At 50.4% G+C, this 16,365-nt stretch carries 16 protein-coding genes; 8 read left to right on the top strand and 8 right to left on the bottom strand.

Translation table 11 applies throughout. The features are described from left to right. Window positions 1-8: 8 nt before the first annotated feature. The gene (locus JK621_RS25065) at window positions 9-443 is read right to left on the bottom strand and encodes a DMT family transporter (RefSeq protein ID WP_212558128.1); all 435 of its coding nucleotides are present in this window, start codon (window positions 441-443) and stop codon (window positions 9-11) included. A gap of 98 nt (window positions 444-541) precedes the next feature. On the opposite strand from JK621_RS25065, the gene JK621_RS25070 reads away from it, so the two are divergent. Further along, on the top strand, window positions 542-1,492 hold the full coding sequence (locus JK621_RS25070; protein WP_212558129.1) for a LysR family transcriptional regulator: 951 nt from the start codon (window positions 542-544) through the stop codon (window positions 1,490-1,492). Between the two features lie 197 nt (window positions 1,493-1,689). Here the strand turns inward: JK621_RS25070 and JK621_RS25075 are convergent, their stop codons facing one another. Further along, on the bottom strand, window positions 1,690-2,595 hold the full coding sequence (locus tag JK621_RS25075; RefSeq protein ID WP_212558130.1) for a LysR family transcriptional regulator: 906 nt from the start codon (window positions 2,593-2,595) through the stop codon (window positions 1,690-1,692). Between the two features lie 354 nt (window positions 2,596-2,949). On the opposite strand from JK621_RS25075, the gene JK621_RS25080 reads away from it, so the two are divergent. The 3 genes from JK621_RS25080 to JK621_RS25090 are packed head-to-tail and all read left to right on the top strand — an operon-like array spanning window position 2,950 to window position 5,221. Beyond that, window positions 2,950-3,633 (top strand): nucleoside recognition domain-containing protein, encoded by a 684-nt coding sequence (locus JK621_RS25080; protein ID WP_212558131.1) that lies wholly within the window; start codon window positions 2,950-2,952, stop codon window positions 3,631-3,633. Beyond that, window positions 3,626-4,093, top strand: a complete 468-nt coding sequence (locus JK621_RS25085) for a YjiG family protein (RefSeq protein WP_212558132.1) — start codon at window positions 3,626-3,628, stop codon at window positions 4,091-4,093. The genes JK621_RS25080 and JK621_RS25085 overlap by 8 nt, the downstream gene beginning before the upstream one ends. Before the next feature lie 24 nt (window positions 4,094-4,117). Further along, window positions 4,118-5,221, top strand: coding sequence for a M20 peptidase aminoacylase family protein (locus JK621_RS25090; protein ID WP_212558133.1), 1,104 nt, complete (start codon window positions 4,118-4,120; stop codon window positions 5,219-5,221). A gap of 240 nt (window positions 5,222-5,461) precedes the next feature. Here JK621_RS25090 and JK621_RS25095 read toward each other — a convergent pair whose 3' ends face one another. Then, a complete protein-coding gene (locus JK621_RS25095; RefSeq protein ID WP_212558134.1) occupies window positions 5,462-6,355 on the bottom strand; it encodes a LysR family transcriptional regulator in 894 nt (297 codons plus the stop codon). 160 nt (window positions 6,356-6,515) lie between these two features. Here JK621_RS25095 and attM point away from each other — a divergent pair, with 160 nt between their 5' ends. After that, the gene (gene attM / locus JK621_RS25100) at window positions 6,516-7,307 is read left to right on the top strand and encodes an AttM family quorum-quenching N-acyl homoserine lactonase (RefSeq protein ID WP_212558135.1); all 792 of its coding nucleotides are present in this window, start codon (window positions 6,516-6,518) and stop codon (window positions 7,305-7,307) included. Window positions 7,308-7,528: 221 nt separating this feature from the next. Here attM and JK621_RS25105 read toward each other — a convergent pair whose 3' ends face one another. From JK621_RS25105 to JK621_RS25115, 3 genes are read right to left on the bottom strand one after another with little or no spacing between them, the layout of a single operon-like run. Continuing rightward, window positions 7,529-8,251: an NADPH-dependent F420 reductase gene (locus JK621_RS25105; protein WP_349305404.1), complete on the bottom strand. Its 723-nt coding sequence runs from the start codon at window positions 8,249-8,251 to the stop codon at window positions 7,529-7,531. Continuing rightward, window positions 8,193-9,158, bottom strand: coding sequence for an SDR family oxidoreductase (locus tag JK621_RS25110; RefSeq protein ID WP_212558137.1), 966 nt, complete (start codon window positions 9,156-9,158; stop codon window positions 8,193-8,195). Before JK621_RS25110 ends, JK621_RS25105 begins: the two co-directional genes overlap by 59 nt. Before the next feature lie 48 nt (window positions 9,159-9,206). Continuing rightward, window positions 9,207-9,842: an NADPH-dependent F420 reductase gene (locus JK621_RS25115; protein ID WP_212558138.1), complete on the bottom strand. Its 636-nt coding sequence runs from the start codon at window positions 9,840-9,842 to the stop codon at window positions 9,207-9,209. A 186-nt stretch (window positions 9,843-10,028) separates the two neighbouring features. On the opposite strand from JK621_RS25115, the gene JK621_RS25120 reads away from it, so the two are divergent. From JK621_RS25120 to JK621_RS25130, 3 genes are all read left to right on the top strand, one after another. After that, window positions 10,029-10,478 (top strand): winged helix-turn-helix transcriptional regulator, encoded by a 450-nt coding sequence (locus JK621_RS25120; RefSeq protein ID WP_212558139.1) that lies wholly within the window; start codon window positions 10,029-10,031, stop codon window positions 10,476-10,478. A gap of 143 nt (window positions 10,479-10,621) precedes the next feature. Beyond that, window positions 10,622-11,254: a dTMP kinase gene (locus tag JK621_RS25125; protein ID WP_212558140.1), complete on the top strand. Its 633-nt coding sequence runs from the start codon at window positions 10,622-10,624 to the stop codon at window positions 11,252-11,254. A 575-nt stretch (window positions 11,255-11,829) separates the two neighbouring features. Then, on the top strand, window positions 11,830-12,936 hold the full coding sequence (locus JK621_RS25130; protein WP_212558141.1) for a restriction endonuclease: 1,107 nt from the start codon (window positions 11,830-11,832) through the stop codon (window positions 12,934-12,936). A 325-nt stretch (window positions 12,937-13,261) separates the two neighbouring features. Here JK621_RS25130 and JK621_RS25135 read toward each other — a convergent pair whose 3' ends face one another. Together JK621_RS25135 and JK621_RS25140 are read right to left on the bottom strand one after the other, a co-directional pair. After that, a complete protein-coding gene (locus tag JK621_RS25135; protein ID WP_212558142.1) occupies window positions 13,262-15,001 on the bottom strand; it encodes an ATP-binding protein in 1,740 nt (579 codons plus the stop codon). A 1-nt stretch (window position 15,002) separates the two neighbouring features. Continuing rightward, window positions 15,003-16,088 carry an SIR2 family protein gene (locus JK621_RS25140; protein ID WP_212558143.1) on the bottom strand — a complete coding sequence of 362 codons (1,086 nt, stop codon included), beginning with the start codon at window positions 16,086-16,088 and terminating at the stop codon, window positions 15,003-15,005. Window positions 16,089-16,365: the final 277 nt, after the last annotated feature.

The following is a 16,365-nucleotide window of genomic DNA, read 5'->3' on the forward strand; positions in this document are numbered from 1 at the left end:
TCGTTACCTTAACCCTGTGCAACCAGAACCAGCGCCGCAATGATAAAAATTAGCGCGATGATGCGTTTAGTATCTATTTTCCGGTGTGGCGTTCCCAACAGGCCAAAGTGATCGATGATCAGACTTTTAAAGACCTGACCCGCCAGGATGCCAATCATCGTCATTGCAACACCGATAGCGGGTGTCGCGACGGTGAGGGTAATGACATAAATGGGACCGAGCACGCCGCCCAGCAGTTGCCAGGATGGTTGCGCAAAGAAGGACGGGCTGTTGCGCGGGCTGAAGAAAAGCATCAGGATAAAGGTCAATGCGGCCCCCACACCGAACACGCTGAACGTTGCCCATAAGTCACCCACTTTCCCTCCCAGCGGCCCCAGCAATCCTGCCTCGACGGACAGTCCCATGCCGCCAGCGATGACGATTAAGATAAATACAAATTGCATGGCAAATACTCTCAAATTGACTGGTGGACAAGGCTACACATGTTCAGTGATGAGAAAAATGCCATAATGCAATAAACACCTGTGCAGGAATCGCATCAATGTATGACCTGGGAAAGATCAGTATTCGCGCTCTGCTTATTTTTATTGACGTGTACGATACGCAGAATTTTTCCGTGGTGGCGCGTCGTGAAGGAATTTCAGCCTCGCAGGTTTCACGCGTCGTACATCAACTTGAAGATATACTCGGCCAGCAGCTTTTTTATCGCAACACACGGGCTATCATCCCGACCGAAAATGGCGATCTGTTTGTTCGCTATGCGCGTGCCATGGTGGGGAATCTTGAAGATGTGCGGAGGGAGCTTAATGAACGCTCGCTTGAGCCTTCCGGGCTAATACGTATGAATGCCCCTGTGTTTTTCGGTCAGCGGCATGTCGCACCCGGCCTGCCGGGGCTAATGAACTTGTATCCTCGACTTAACATCGAACTTACGCTGACAGATGATTATATTGATCCACACAGGGATGCCGCCGACGTCATATTTCGTATCGGTGTATTGACCGACTCCGCATTCCACGCCCGTGTTTTTGGCCGGCAGTTTTATCACCTGGCCGCATCACCCGAGTATTTAAAGAAATACGGCGTACCCGAAGGGCCGGATGACCTCAGTCGCCACAAATGTCTTGTATACCGGGGCTCTTCCGGGCCTAACCGCTGGCTTGCACGCAAGCCGGGTGAGGAATGGATCCACTATCCTATTTCTCCCCTTATGTCATCCAACAACGCAGAAACGTTGCTTATTGCCGCACTGGGCGGGATGGGAATAGTGCTTTTCCCTGACTGGCTTATTGGTGAACGACTGCAGAGTGGGGAGCTGATTGAGCTTATGCCGAATATGGAGGTTTCCATTAAAACGGATATACAGAACATTTCGGCTATATATCCCAATACGCGGCACCCGTCACTCAACGTCAGGTCAGTCATTAATTATTACGTTGAGCTGTTCGGTTCACCTCCTTATTGGCAGTCAGATGAACGCGCCGGTGGCTGAAGCGCTTACACCTTGGGGGCCGGCGCCACACTTGTGACGTCATCTACCCGCTCTTTAATCCCGAGCCTAAATGAGTCACAAGCTTTACTTTGGCCGAGAATTTGCCGCGTTTTTCTAAAATCATATATAGGGTTGGCGATAAACCTCCGCTCGTGCGCCCAATGCGCGGTGGGGGTGTTGCGGCTGCCGCAGATATCTCACGGCGCATTACTTGTCGCGAAATGCGTTTGCAGCAGCCGCCACATATGATGAGCCGCCGGAGTAAAACGCCGGTCAGAGCTGCGCAGTAGATGGCACTGGGCGCTGTTGGCGATTGAGTGATCGAGGGGGACCGCCACCAGAGAACCTTGCCGGATAGGATCGGCGGCGGCATAAGCGGTCATAAACGAAATGCCCACGCCCGCCTGGCTCAACGCCATGGCGGTGGAAAACTGGTTGCAGCGATACGCCGGGTGAAATTGCAGCCCCAGGCTTTTGAACATCGCATTCATATGCCGTTGCAGGCCGAAGTTTTCCGTCAAGGCAATTAGCTGATAATCAACCAGCTCTTCAATGGTAATGCTACTGCGCCCGGCAATGGGGTGCTGCGGCGAGACTATCGCGCAGATCGGTCCCCACTTAAAGCTGTGTCGTTTAAGTTCCGGTGTGCCGATGGGCCCGAATGCCAGCGCCATATCCGCTTCGCCGCTAACGATATCGTTGAGCATCTCCTGCATGCTGCCGACCACAATGTTGACAAAAACTTGAGGGTAAGACCGGGCAAATTCACTCATGACGCCTTCGATAAATGCGGTGATAAGGCCGCCGCCGATGCACAAGGAGATTGAACCGCTGCGCACATGGCGTAGGTCTTTGAGCTGGCTTTCCAGCTTCTCGCGCCTCTGGCGGCTGGCAAAATAGTCCTCTGCCAGCAGGCGTCCCGCTTCGGTCAGTACCACATTTCGCCCGCGCCGCTCCAGCAACGGCAACTGTAGCGCTCGCTCCAGTTGGGCAATCTGTCGGCTGACAGCCGACGGGTTAACGCCAAGAATATCTGCCGCGCGGCGGATACCGCCCTGATTGCCCACTTCATACAGATAGCCGACCTGTCTGTCCTGATACATTTGTACCTTCCTTCTCAACTGTTGATCTGAGAGCAACAATAATATCATTAAGCGGATATTTATTATCATGATTGGATAGTGATAATAGAATTAATGGCTCGATTCTGGAAATGAATAAAAATACATTGCTGGAATAGCCAGTTCGCACCAAAAAGGGGCCCAATAATGGTGATAGGTCTTTTATTTGGGCGTGTTAGTGATTTGATTAATTAATTTTCGATCTGTTATCTGCATTTATGGGAAGGGCGAGTAAAAATCGCAGCGAAAGGTTTCAATTTTATCTGCGAGCTATTCAGGCATGGATCCTGCTTAGTCACAGGGTTTTGTCATCTGATTATTATAAAGAGAGATATTATGAGCGAATCGAAAATTCTGGAGAAACCCGAGAAAGAGCCGGCGGATGAGTGGAAAGTCGGGCCTGGCGCCTGGCTTTCCCTGGTTATTGTCCTGCTGGTATTCTCCGGCTTCTTTTTTAAAGTCGAGGGTATGGCGTGGCTGGGGGCGTTCGACTTCACTACGCTTGGCGGTGCGTTCGGCACCATGAAATCGCCGGAAACCAACACCTTTATCGGCAGCGGCGGCATCAGCGCGAAAGCCGGTTTTCTTTTCGCGCTGTCGTTGGTGCCCACGGTGATGCTGGCGTTGGGGCTACTGGAGATTTTTACCCACTACGGGGCGATCCGCGCCGCACATAAGCTGCTGACACCGTTGCTGAAACCGCTGCTCGGGATCCCGGGGTATACCGGGCTGGCGCTGATCACCGATTTGCAGAGTACCGATGCGGGCGCAGCACTCACCAAAGAGCTGTATGACAGCGAAAAAATTACCCGTAAAGACGTGGTGATAATGGGGGCATGGCAATATTCCGGTGCCGGTTTAATTAACAACTATTTCTCTATCGGTTCGGCGATGTTTGCCTCACTGACCATTCCGATAATTATTCCATTGGTATTGATGTTCGTGATGAAATTTTTCGGAGCGGCCATAGTCCGCCTGGCATTAAATACCCTATATAAAAGGGATTTCGCCCATGAGTAATACTACAAAAGTCACAGGTAATCCGTTCGATATTTTCGTTATCGGCGCGCGTAAAGGTTTTAATATCGCCATCAATAACCTGATGCCGAATGTATTAATGGCGTATGTCATTGCTGAAATGCTCAATTTACTTGGCGTAATGCAGGTCATTGGTCATATTTGCGCGCCATTAATGGGATTATTCGGTCTGCCGGGCGAAGCCATAACCGTATTGCTGACGGCCTGGCTCTCGTCGTCGGCTGGCACCGGCGTTGCCGTCAGCCTGCTGAGCAAAGGCACGCTGGATATTGGGCAGATCACTATCCTCGCGCCCGCCATTTTTTTAATGGGTTCTCAGCTACAGTATATGGGCCGCCTTTTGGGCGTCGCCGATGTGCCGAAGAAGTACTGGCCGCTACTGATGGTCGTCAGCATTCTCAACGCGGTTATCTCTATGCTGATAATGCGAGTTATTGCCTGAATGAAACACACCAAGGAGCAAGATGTGTCACGCACACTAGAACACTTTAATTACCTGCATCAGATCCCGGAGCTCGGGTTCGAAGAGTATAAAACTTCCGCTTATATCGCGGAGGGACTGGAGGCGGTGGGTTACCAGGTTACGCGCCAGGTTAATGGAACTACCGGTATCCTGGCCGTTCTGGATAGCGGCAAGCCGGGACCGGTGCTGGCGCTGCGTGCTGATATGGATGCACTCGGACATATTATTGATGGCGAGCATGTAGCACGCCACACCTGCGGCCACGATGGCCACTCCTCGGTGTTGTTGACTGCCGCCCAGGAAGTGATGGCGGAGAGCATGGTGAAAAAGGGCAAACTAAAGTTTATCTTCCAGCCGGCCGAGGAGCTGGGCACCGGTGCGATAGCCCTGACCGAAGGCGGCGTCCTGGAGGATGTCGACATGCTGCTCGGTTTCCACCTACGCCCGCTGGAAGAGTGCCCAATGGGGCAAGCGGTGCCGGCGATGTACTACTCGGCCTCGGCCACCGTTGAAGTTATGTTTCATGGAAAAGCGGCGCACGCGGCACGCCCTCATCTTGGCGTGAACGCGCTGGATGCTGCAGCGCATGCGGTGCAGGCGGTCAAGGGTATTCACCTTGCGCCATCGCTGACCTGGAGCGCGAAAGCCACGCGTTTTCTCTGCGATGCCGGGGTCACCAACTCTATTCCGGACAAAGCGCAAGTGTGCTGGGATCTGCGCGCGGCGGAAAATGCAGCCATGGATACGTTAAAACCGCAGGTGTTGCGCGCTATCGAGAGTAGCGCGGCAGCCTATGGCGCGCGGGCTGAAATACGTATTTTGAAAGAGATGCCGGCGGCGATCATCGATGACGAGGCAACCGAAGTGGTCTCCCGCGCTATTCGCCACGTGTTCGGAGAGGCAGGGCTGCTTGCGCCAAAATCGACTCCGGGCAGTGAAGATTTCTTCCACTACCTGCGTCTGCGCCCGCAGGTGAAGGGGGGCTTCTGGGGGCTGGGAGCTAACCTGGCGCCAGGGCTGCATCACCCGGAAATGCACTTCGACCGCGACGCACTGGCCCTCGGCGTTAAAGTGTTTAAAGCCTGTGTGCAGGATGTGCTGGGCTAATCCTGCGGCGTTGCGGCGTTTGACGTCCATAACGCTTCGGTCCGCGATCTGAACAATGAGAAGTCATTGGTTGCCGGGTGGCGCAAAGGTTTACCCGGCATGCAAACGTAAAATAGCTCGTAGGTCTGATAACGCGTCGCTATTCAGAGCGGGCGCGACGGTGTGGCGAATGACCCGTGCGCCAAAGATACGCTTTGTCTCGAGTCTGAAACGACGGGCTGACGTTGGCAAACGCGGACGTTACTGACCCGTCTGGAAGCTCAACAAGGCTTCCCTGAGATAATCTTCCAGCAGAGAGGCGCAAACTCGCGTTTCATAAGACATCATGCCTGCCTGTGGAAGGAGCAGATGGGCATTAAAAGGTGGTATCTGGTGGTCGGTTAATATGGGAATTAGCAGTCCTTCTTCAATTCCTCTTCTGCAGACCGGGTATTGCAAAACACCTATTGCATGGCCAGCCAATAAAAAGGCATGAACACTGCGCCAGTGCGTAGAACGAAACGTGACATTAACGGGCGTATTTAATAGTTGGCCGCCCGGCGTGATTAATGGGATACGATTATTCAGAAAAGTGTCTGAAACGGCAGCAAAGGGAAAATCAATCAATTCATCCGGGGATTGAGGAAAGCCTTTTTTTGCCAGTAAAGCGGGCGATGCCAGCAGCACTCTGCGAACGGTGCCAAGCGGGCGCGCGACAAAATAACCTTCCGCAACCTCGCCAATCCGTAAGGATAAATCCACACCTTCCGTAACGGGGTCGATAACACGATCGTTAAATATGAGATCAATTTGCAGATCTGGGTGTTCTTCCTGAAGCCGCAATATCGCAGGCATCAACAAGGCTTCCCCTGCGGAAAAGGGCGTGGCAATCCGGATTTTACCATGCAGACCCTGATTTCCCTCGTTCACTGACAGAGCGTGTTCGGCCGCCTGAATTGCCGTTTTGCTTCGCTCATAAAACAGGTTACCGCTATGCGTCAGTGACATGTTACGAGTATTGCGCCGTAGCAAACGAGTACCAAGATGTGCTTCAAGCTTTTCTATTCTTTCACTGACGGCGGGTTGCCCAATACCGAGATCGCGGGCTGCAGCTGACATGCTGCCCCGTTCGACTACCCTTACGAATATGCGCATTGCAGAGAGTAAATCCATAAAACGATTATATTGGTTTTACCGATAAATAAAAGTGGTTCTGGATACCTTCTGTATCAGTGAAAAATGATGAAAACTCAACGTCCAGGCTGGGTATTGGCCTAATAGGCTCTAATTTCAATCGTTTTTATGGAAGGTCCGCATGTCAGATATCAAACTCTTTATGTTCCAGTCTGGAACACAGCTGTGTAAGTATCACAATATCAGGATGAATCAAGGGGTGGGGGAAAACCATGAGATACCCATTCCGTGGTTTTTACTCACTCATCCCGATGGCTTTACTGTGATAGACGGCGGTCTGGCCGTTGAGGGATTAAAAAACCCTTATGCATATTGGGGAAGTGCCGTAGAGCAGTTTACGCCGGTAATGACAGAGAGACAGGGTTGCCTAGAACAACTCGCACAATTGGGTATCGCACCCAAAGATATCCGCTACGTACTTTTGTCTCATCTGCACTCCGACCATACCGGCGCTATTGGACGCTTCCCACATGCAACTTATGTGGTCCAGAGGCTCGAATACGAGTATGCCTTTGCGCCTGACTGGTTCACCGCCGGCGCATATTGCCGGAAGGATTTCGATCGGCCGGATATTAACTGGTTGTTTCTGAATGGCGTTTCCGATGACAACTATGACCTTTATGGAGACGGCACATTACAGTGTATTTTCACTCCAGGGCATTCTCCCGGGCATCAATCTTTTCTTATCAGGCTATCAGGAGGAACCACCTTTACACTGGCCATTGATGCGGCTTATACCCTCGATCACTACAATGAGCGGGCACTTCCCGGACTCATGACATCAGCCAGCGATATCGCGCAATCTGTCAGAAAACTGCGACAGCTAACTGAACAACACGGCGCTGTGCTTATCCCCGGTCACGATGTTGAAGAATGGAGAAAATACTCGCTTGCTCCTGCCTATTATCGTTGAGTCAATCGCCACTACGAATCTTCCGCGCTTTTGCTACGCAGAACGAAGGTCTGCTTTTCGTTCATAATCGCCGGTCAATAAACCCAAAAGCCCGCTTAAGTTTCCCTAAGCGGGCTTTTCTAATATATGGCTCCTTTGACCGGGAACGTCACTTTCATTAAATGTATGATAAGTAATAAAAATAGCCCGCCAGCGCTACCGGTGAAGATGTGGTGACTGATTCAGCCGATATCGACTTTCATGGCGATGTCCCAACTGCCGGCGCCATTCTTGGCCAGGCCGATCATCATCAGGCCGAGCGACTCCAGCGTCTGGGCCATTTGCAGGCCGCCGACATCGAACGGACGCAACCCGAGACTGTCGAGGAAGGTCGAGACGCGTGCCTTCGCCTGTGCATCGTCGGCTGCGATGAATGCGTCGAGGTGCCCACCTTTGGCAAGTACGTGGCCGAAGAGGGTATTGAACGCCTTCACGACATGCGCGCCGGCGGGGAGAAGCTTGGCGGTCTCCTGCGCACCGGAACTGCCGTGGGGAGTGACGAGGCCCGAGAGGCCGGGGGCCACCGGGTTAGCGATGTCGATGATCACCTTGTTGTCGAGCGCTTCGCCAAAGTCGGCCACCACCGCCGCAATACTGCTGTACGGCACGGCGAGAATGACGATGTCGCCCGCCGGCACGGCGCCGTACGTCCCTGTGGTCGCTCCGGTTGCGAGCTGGTCGGCCAGTGCCTGCGCCTTGGCAGTGTCGCGACTTATTACCTCTACGATGTGTCCGGCCCTGGCGGCACGTTTGGCGATAGCCGTGGCCATGCCGCCTGATCCGATGATGCTGATAGTGCTCATATGCAGATTCCTCGTGAGTTGGGGTATTGCCTGCCGCCTGCCATTAGCCTGCGGGGAAGTAATGGCCGTTGTCCAAATCGGCGAGCAGCCCGGGCTGGGCAGGTTCCCAGCCGAGGGTCTGACGGGTGATGAGGTTGGACGCCGGGAGGTTCAGCGTGACCAGATTCGCGAGGAACCCAAAGTATCCCGGCAGCATTAGCGTGTCGGCGGGAATGCTCACCGCGGGCAGGCCCAGACGGCGGCCAATGGCCTCGGCGATCTCGCGGAACGGGATACCTTCGCCCTCGACCCCATGCCAGGTTTTGCCGGCCGGCCCCTTCTCCAGCGCCAGGCGGAACAGCGAGGCGAGGTCGCGGACATGCACGGCCGGCCACAGGTTTGCGCCGTCGCCAGGGTAGCCGATGACCCCTTTCTCCCTGGCGAGCCCAATCAGTAACGGGAGGAACCCGGTATTGTCGGTCATGCTGTGCGCGATAGTCGGGATCCGCACGATCGAGGATCGCACACCGCGTTCCGCAAGGCCGATTACCGCGAGTTCCACGACGTTACGCACCCGCAGGGAACCCTTGTATGCATCGCCGCCGGGAAGGGCCGGGTCCTCCTCGGTTGCCGGTCGGTCGAGGAAGCTGGCCCCGGGCGCCGTCCAGCCCAGGTTAGTGGGCGAGCCAATGCTCCCCGAAACGACCAGCGGTTTTCCGGTTCCGGCCAATGCCTCGCCGTACGCGAGCATGACCTGGAGTTCCGCTGCGGCTACGGCGTCAATCCCGCCGACGGGAAGCAGGTCTTGCCTGTGCGCGACGTGGATAACGCCATCGGACTCCGCCGCAGCCGCCTTGAGCCCATCCAGGTCGGCAATATCCCCGCGACGCACCCTGGCGCCGAGTGCGGACACCGCGGCGGCAGATTTATCCGATCTGGCCAGGCCGGTGACCTCGTGGCCGGCGGCGATAAGCTCGGGGATGATGTATGAGCCGATATGGCCGGTCCCGCCAGTGACTAAAACGTGCATGATATTGTTCCTTTTAGGTGCGATACGCGTGGTGGTGGTGTCGTGCGTTCAACCGAGAAGGCTGACGCCGATCGAGAAATTGGTGTGCCTGACGGAGTGGGTCATGAGGCCCAGCCACAGCATGCAGGCGTGCTCCAGCGTTTGCGCCATGAACAGTGGCCCGGTATCCATCGGGCGCAGCCCGAGGCTTTCGATGAACGCCGAGACGCGTGCCTTCGCCTGCGCGTTGTCCCCGGCGATGAACACGTCCAGCGGGTGACCTTTGGCTGAACCCACGGCCAGGACGTGGGAAAACTGGGTGTTGAATGCCTTGACGATATCCGCATCGGCAGGGGCGGCCTTGGCGATCTCCAGTGCGCCGAAACTGCTTTCGGGTGTCAGGAAACCCGAGAAGTCGGATTTGATGGGATTGGTGATGTCGATAAGAAGCTTGCCCGCCAGATTTTCGCCGTACTGCTTCAGCACCCCGAGAACGGCGGCGTAGGGAACCGCCAGGATGACCATGTCCCCGGCCGGGGCAGCGCCGAAGGTTCCAGTGGTCGCACCGGCTCCGATCTTCCCGGCCAGCGCCCGCGCCTTGGCAACGTCGCGACTCATTACCTCGACGAGGTGTCCGGCCCTGGCGGCAAGACCGCCGATCGCCGCCGCCATGCCGCCTGAGCCGATGATGCTGATAGTGCTCATGTGCAATTTCCTTACGGATAGGGGGTTAATCATTGATGGACTGCAGGCGCGATCCAACAACAGGACTCAACATACAGGCCATGCTAGTCTTGTTACTTGCAATAAACAAGTAAAATTACTTGTAAAAAACAAGTGAAGTGAAAGGGGAGGTTTGCTTGCGATAGACAAGCGATGTAAGATCTCGCCATGAAAACGACGAATAAAGAAGTTCGGTCCCATTGCGCGGTAAATTACGGCGTGGAGATCTTCGGCGACCGGTGGTCGCTCTTGATCATTCGCGACATCGTTTTTACCGGTAAGAAGACCTATGGCGAGTTTATGAAATCGGAAGAGGGCATTGCGACCAATGTCCTGGCTTCCCGTCTTTCCTTTCTTGAGCAGCAAGGCATTCTTGCGAGGGCGCCCAGCCCCGACGACGGGCGCAAGGATTTATACACTCTGACCGAGAAAGGCCTCGACCTCATTCCTGTCATGCTCAACATCGTCCTGTGGAGCGCGAAGCACGATTCGCAGTCGTACGTGCGGCACCGCAAGGCGTGGGTGGCTCGATTAAGTCGACACCCCGTGGAAGTGAGCGAAGAGGTGAAGGCGCTGGTTCGCAATGGCGGATGCATGTTTCCCGATGGCGAGGAATGAGCAGGACGGTAAGTGCGCCTGGTGACGCGGAGAACGAACCGCGTGAAAACGACGCCGAGGGGTCGCTATTCATACTAAGGAAGTAATATGCTTTTGCCGGATACAAGCTTTACAACAATCGTATATACATCGTCATTTGAACAATGAGTCGTCCGCTGTTTGTTTCTCTGGATGGGCCGAAGGGTGTCGGTAAAACCACGTTGTTGGAGGCCGTTACGAAAGTACTCAGGGCAGACAACAAGAAGGTGATCCGACTTTGCGAGAGAAAAAGCGATCCCTACAGGGGGGAAACAATGGCCCTCGTGAACAGGCTCGCCAGAAATCCCACCCTGGATCTGGAATTAGAGGTTTGTGAGCGCTTTGCGGATAGCCGTGCCTGGATTTCCCGGCACGTGCTGACTAAACAGCCACTGGACAGCATTATCTTGATGGACCGCTGGTACCCGTCGGATGCGGCGTTTCGCCGGATGGTTCCATTTGCAGACATTTTGCAGCTTAACATCGACCGCAACGTGCGAACGCCAGACCTGCATGTCGGGGTTGTTACTGCGCCTGATATTTCCTGGGCAAGGGCCGCGGCCCGCTCGCGTGGGCTAAGCAGTACGGTGATTTATCAGTTGGAAGAACATGTTGCTTGTACCGAGGCGTTCGAGCGAGAAATTGCAAATCACGGTTGGGTTTTATGCCGTAATGAAGGAACGATCGAAGACGCAACGATGCAGGTTATCTCTGAGATCTACAGAGTGCTTGGATGCCCCACAGGTAGACTCGTTTAACCGCCTGAGCGGGCTTTTCTAATACGGCTCCTCTGACCGGGATTGCCTTCGCCAGTCACGGGCTGATAAAAACAAGCCAAATCTGAACTCTCTTCCTGCCAATACCACCGGAATGACCGCCAATGGTTGCGGGTTGGGCGAGCCTTGGCATGTGATGATGGTTACTGCAGCTTTCCTTGAAAAAGAAACGTACCCAGAGCGAGCATTGAAGCGTCTGTCTTAAGTGGAACAGTGTCCAAAGAGGTCTGATTGTCTGCTCAGTGCCAAGAGCGGACGTTTTATCAATTATGAGCGGATAATAATGTGATCTCGGCACCACCAAATTAGATTCGGTTATTGCTAAAAACCAATAAAGTTAATACGATAAAGTAACACAAACGGCATGATGGCTATCTATGACATGGGTGGGTTTTCAAAATGTGCCGGAGGGAATAGGGATAAAGTAGTTAATGACTTACTTAGGCTTTTTGGCTGAAAAATTTATGTAAAAATAAATAGTTGGAATGCCGCGTTGCAAGTCATGAAAAACTTATGGTGAAGATGTTTTTTTATAATTTAACTTTACAAAAAAATTAATGAGTAAAGTGCAAAATACATCTCTTTTTTATATTAATTTCTCATATCTGGATGAGGCTATTAAAAGCATGAATAAATTAAAACCAACATGGCAGTTATTCGAGGAGCTCGTTTGTCGCATTCTGAAAGTAAACAACTTTCAAATAAATATAAATAGTTGCAGAGGGGACGAAGGATTTGATCTGCTTGCTGATCTTGGAAGAGAAAGATGGGCTATTGAAGTTAAGTTCTACCGCACAGCACGAGCTCAGCCCTCACTTATTGATGCAGCTGCGACTCGCATTACGAGTAATGGTGTAGCAGCAGGCGTTAACAAAGGGATGTTAGTTGTTTCTTGCTTTCTCACACCTGAGTTACGAGACGCTCTTGAAAATAAATTTAGTATTACTTTTGTGGATCAGGCTGATTTAAGAGTTTTGTGTGGTTCACATCCTGAACTAGTGGAGTCATTGGATGCACTATTAGAAGTCAATCTAAATGAAGCTCTAACGACACACCTTTCTCGTAAAGAGAGTAACTTTATTATTAGAGATAAAGTTCTTTATAAGAGTAACCAAATTGAACGACATGAAAATAAAGGTACAGAACTTTGTCTTGAACTACAGAGTATCAAAAAAGGGAAAGCATCTTGGCATCAATATGAAAAAAAATGCGAGGAAATCCTTAAGTATCTGTTTCCTAATGACTTCCAGGGATGGCATTCACAAAAAAGAACTGATGATGGTTTAAATCGTTATGATTATGTATGTCGTATTAGACCTACTACTGAATTTTGGAAGTTTGTTATTGAACACCTCGATAGCCGTTATGTTCTTTTTGAGTTTAAAAACTATTCAGGGAAAATCAAACAAGGCCAGATACTCACCACGGAGAAGTATCTTTTGGAAAAAGGACTCAGGCGTATGGCAATTATTATGACAAGGGTAGGAGCAGAGGCACATGCAATAGCTATGACGCAAGGAGCTATGCGAGAACAAGGTAAACTTATGCTCATAATAAACGATGAAAAAGTATGTGAAATGCTTCATATGAAGGAACGCGGGGAAGATCCAACTGACTGCCTTTTCGAAATTGCCGATAACTTTTTACTGACACTTCCTCGTTAATTCATGATAAATAAATCAAATGGAAAAAATTTAAAAGTCGAATCACCACAGATTTAATTTATCGCTCGGAATACTATGTAAATGTTATCAATGGGCTTCAAGCGGATGTTATGAACATCCGCTTCTCGTTGATAGCAGCCTGCTGATGTTGCAGTAGACTGCTTATGTCAGAAATGGACGCTGCTGGCAGCATAATGTATTAATCAACGAGAGGGCTGTCATCGTTTGTTATTTTTCAAAATGCTTTGAGGGATACAACACCATCTGAAGAAGGGTTTAGCAAACCTAGCCTGCTAATACCCCTCGTTCGAGGGGTATTTTCGGTTTATAACTTTATTCGATTTTGTCGACGCATGTTTTCTACTGCTAATGCAAAGTCTGCATTGGTAACGTTCTCTTGCCAACGAGACCAAAAATCTATTGTTGCACTTAACGGTTTTTCAGTTGGAGGGTCAATTTTAATTCTGCTTGGTAGGAGCACCGAATCACCCACAACCATGGCTTCTCCAACATCCATGATTGGAAGTGCCTCTAAGAGGCTCTCCAAACTTTCGGGTAGCAATTTGCGCACGGTCGCTTGATCATCTGCGTTCGTTAAACGCAGAGAAATGATGTTGTTACACTGGCTGAGAATGGTGGCACTTACATCTGAAGGTCTCTGGCTTACAATCATCAACGCAACGCCATATTTACGTCCTTCTTTAGCGATTTTTTCAAATGCTTCAACCGCTCTGCGTTCAACTGGGTTACCTTCTTTTCTTGGTAGGTATAGATGCGCCTCATCACAGACAAAGGCAACTGGTCTGCGACTTTTCGGATCAGTCCAGAATTGAACCTGATAGATGATACGGGCAACCAACCCAATGATTACTGGCAGGATGTCGGCCGGAACCTCTGAAAAGTCGATTACTTTTATGCTTTGTTTTTGCTTGCCAAACTCCATCAGTTTTTCAGCAATCATGCTCAACGAATCGTATTGGTTGTATTTATCAGGACTATTAAAGAGGAAACCATAGCGTCGGTCGTTTAAACGGCTTGCCATGCGAACTAGCAGCCTGGAGAATTCGCCGTTGAAAGGGCCGTTTTTAGGACCTCTTGAGCCATCGACCTTCTCTTCATTTAAATATTTTAGTTTTCCAATGACATCATTCAGAGAATATGGAATTGGACTGTCGAGTGTAAAAGACTGTAACAGGTCGACTCTACCATTCGTTTGCAGGAAAGTTTTCTTTTGCTCGGTAATTGCATCTTGAACAATCACAACTTGGTTATGCGCGCTGAATTCACTTCGGTCAACGAATAATGACTGAATCTCTTCTGAATTGAGCAACCAATAAGGTAGGAAGAGTAGTGAATCATCATCTATATCAACCTCATCCGGCCCTGGTATTCTCAATTGTTTCGCATAGGAAAGTTCTTTGTATTCACCGTGTAAATCGAATACCACAAGGTTTGAAGATGGTAGTCGCGAGCTTCTTTCAAGAATCGAAGCAACCGTCCACGATTTACCAGAACCCGTGCTACCAAGTAGAGCTGCATGTCGCTGAAATAACTTATTGCCATCAACATAAGCGCGTGCATTCTCATTGAGCTTATAAGAACCCAATTCAAGCGATTCCTCTCCATTGCCACATTCAGAAATCACACGCATGAATTCTTCTAAGTGAGTGTCTTTAAGTATGTAACAGGTCGAGTCGATTTCAGGAACGTGATCTAGCGATCTTGAAAACTTATACTTTTGATTAATTGCATCCCATCGGGCCCCACCCATTAACGTAATCTTGACTGTGTTGACTACGCTATCTTCAAAAGCGTCTATCTTGTTAGCATCATCTTCTTGCTCTTCTAGGGTGAGGGGCTGAGCGACTACTGCTTTGATTACTTTATCAATCATGCCAATGAGCCAACATTCTGTTGCTCCGCTGAGTTGCACTGTTATAAGCTGTCCAACTCTGGCCTTGCGCAGATCCTTGTCACTATTTACCAGAATGGTTACTTTTCTGGTGTCAACTTCACGAATATTGCCAAGTATGTAGCTGTCATCATTAAAAGTAAAAAGAGCCATGTTACCCCCCTAAGAACTCGTTAGTGAAAGCCTCAAAACGCCATAATTCCTTGTCATCTACATGCAGCCAGTTTTCAAACTTTGAATTGTAGATTCTGCTTTTATCTGAATTTGTCTGTTTGCAGATAAGCCACATATTTGGGCATTTATCTAACCATTCCTCGATTCTTGGATTTGAATCCCGAGTAATCACCAACGCACGGCACTGATCTTGTTCAAGTTTTTGCCTAAATACGTTATTTACAAGTTGGGAATCGTTAAAGCCAAATCCTAAAAACAGAAAACAGGTATGGTTTCCGACAGCGTTATCGTATTCAGCCAACTGGGCCCTGTCTTTGTGTAATCGCTGATATTTGGCTGTGCCAGGAGTGATCATAGCCCGCACAACGTTTTCAGGTTTGTTGAGGATCCAGCTATTACACTCAATAAGGTGAGCTTCCCATTCAAACGTATTTAACGAGCCATGCGGTTTGTGTAGTCGAACATGTTTGCATTCAACGATTCTTGGTGGTTGCCTCGGTCTGCCTAAACCTTTATGGATAGATTGAACTGACTTTCTCGCTTCACTCCAGTCATAACGTTGAAGAAAGCCTCCATAAAATCCCGTAATATATGGAATCTTGTGTCGAACAAAGGCGTACTCAGCTAATAAATCGTAATTGGGCGTTGCGACGTGAAGTTGTTTATCGGCCTGTGGTAGAGTATCAACGAGCTTTTTGAGTAGTGAACCAGCGGGCCAATCACGTAACCCTGAGATGATTTGATGGGCGTGAACGTTATCGTGATACGCAACAAAGCTTGCGGTTAGTTCGACTATTCGAGTGGTCAGAGCCTCATCCTTGATGAAGTCCATAGCGGATTCAAAATCATGGCTACCCCTATCGAGTGCAGAGACAACTTGCTGCCATTGTTGTGCCTGAGTATCTGTTATACCACTGGTCAGATTGGTTCGAAGGTGACGCTCTAGAGCTGGCATCCCAAAATTAAGATCAAGTGCACATGAAGTTCCTGTGCCAAACAAAACAAACGGCTTCTCAGTAAAAAACTCTGCAATCGCTTGATATGCAAATTCCTTTGTCAACTCCATGCCTTTCCCCACTTAAATCATGAAATTTCAGTGCTTACCACCTAAAATCTGTAGCATTTGTACTTTATTCTCTTGCTTTAAGGCTTCAAGTTTTTATTGCAGAGCAATTATCCAAAACACTCATTTGTAGAGCTATATCAAGTTTCTGCCAATTGGAAGTTTTTCCTCCGCGTAAAGCAGCTCTTAGAGCGTCATCGAAGCAAATGGATGTTATCGCAGTAAGCAAGAATGTCCCTTGCATTCATTTTTGAGCAGCTTCCCGCTATCTGACGCACCA

It is taken from the genome of Serratia plymuthica (assembly GCF_018336935.1).
GTDB lineage: Bacteria > Pseudomonadota > Gammaproteobacteria > Enterobacterales > Enterobacteriaceae > Serratia > Serratia plymuthica_B.

Excerpts from the sequence above, each read along its gene's own strand:
- attM (WP_212558135.1), top strand. The coding sequence starts at position 6,516 with ATGTCAGATATCAAACTCTTTATGTTCCAGTCTGGAACACAGCTGTGT.
- JK621_RS25130 (WP_212558141.1), top strand. The coding sequence starts at position 11,830 with ATGAGTAAAGTGCAAAATACATCTCTTTTTTATATTAATTTCTCATAT.
- JK621_RS25110 (WP_212558137.1), bottom strand. The coding sequence starts at position 9,158 with ATGCACGTTTTAGTCACTGGCGGGACCGGCCATATCGGCTCATACATC.
- JK621_RS25135 (WP_212558142.1), bottom strand. The coding sequence starts at position 15,001 with ATGGCTCTTTTTACTTTTAATGATGACAGCTACATACTTGGCAATATT.
- JK621_RS25095 (WP_212558134.1), bottom strand. The coding sequence starts at position 6,355 with ATGCGCATATTCGTAAGGGTAGTCGAACGGGGCAGCATGTCAGCTGCA.
- JK621_RS25120 (WP_212558139.1), top strand. The coding sequence starts at position 10,029 with ATGAAAACGACGAATAAAGAAGTTCGGTCCCATTGCGCGGTAAATTAC.
- JK621_RS25140 (WP_212558143.1), bottom strand. The coding sequence starts at position 16,088 with ATGGAGTTGACAAAGGAATTTGCATATCAAGCGATTGCAGAGTTTTTT.
- JK621_RS25080 (WP_212558131.1), top strand. The coding sequence starts at position 2,950 with ATGAGCGAATCGAAAATTCTGGAGAAACCCGAGAAAGAGCCGGCGGAT.
- JK621_RS25065 (WP_212558128.1), bottom strand. The coding sequence starts at position 443 with ATGCAATTTGTATTTATCTTAATCGTCATCGCTGGCGGCATGGGACTG.
- JK621_RS25115 (WP_212558138.1), bottom strand. The coding sequence starts at position 9,842 with ATGAGCACTATCAGCATCATCGGCTCAGGCGGCATGGCGGCGGCGATC.
- JK621_RS25125 (WP_212558140.1), top strand. The coding sequence starts at position 10,622 with ATGAGTCGTCCGCTGTTTGTTTCTCTGGATGGGCCGAAGGGTGTCGGT.
- JK621_RS25070 (WP_212558129.1), top strand. The coding sequence starts at position 542 with ATGTATGACCTGGGAAAGATCAGTATTCGCGCTCTGCTTATTTTTATT.
- JK621_RS25075 (WP_212558130.1), bottom strand. The coding sequence starts at position 2,595 with ATGTATCAGGACAGACAGGTCGGCTATCTGTATGAAGTGGGCAATCAG.
- JK621_RS25085 (WP_212558132.1), top strand. The coding sequence starts at position 3,626 with ATGAGTAATACTACAAAAGTCACAGGTAATCCGTTCGATATTTTCGTT.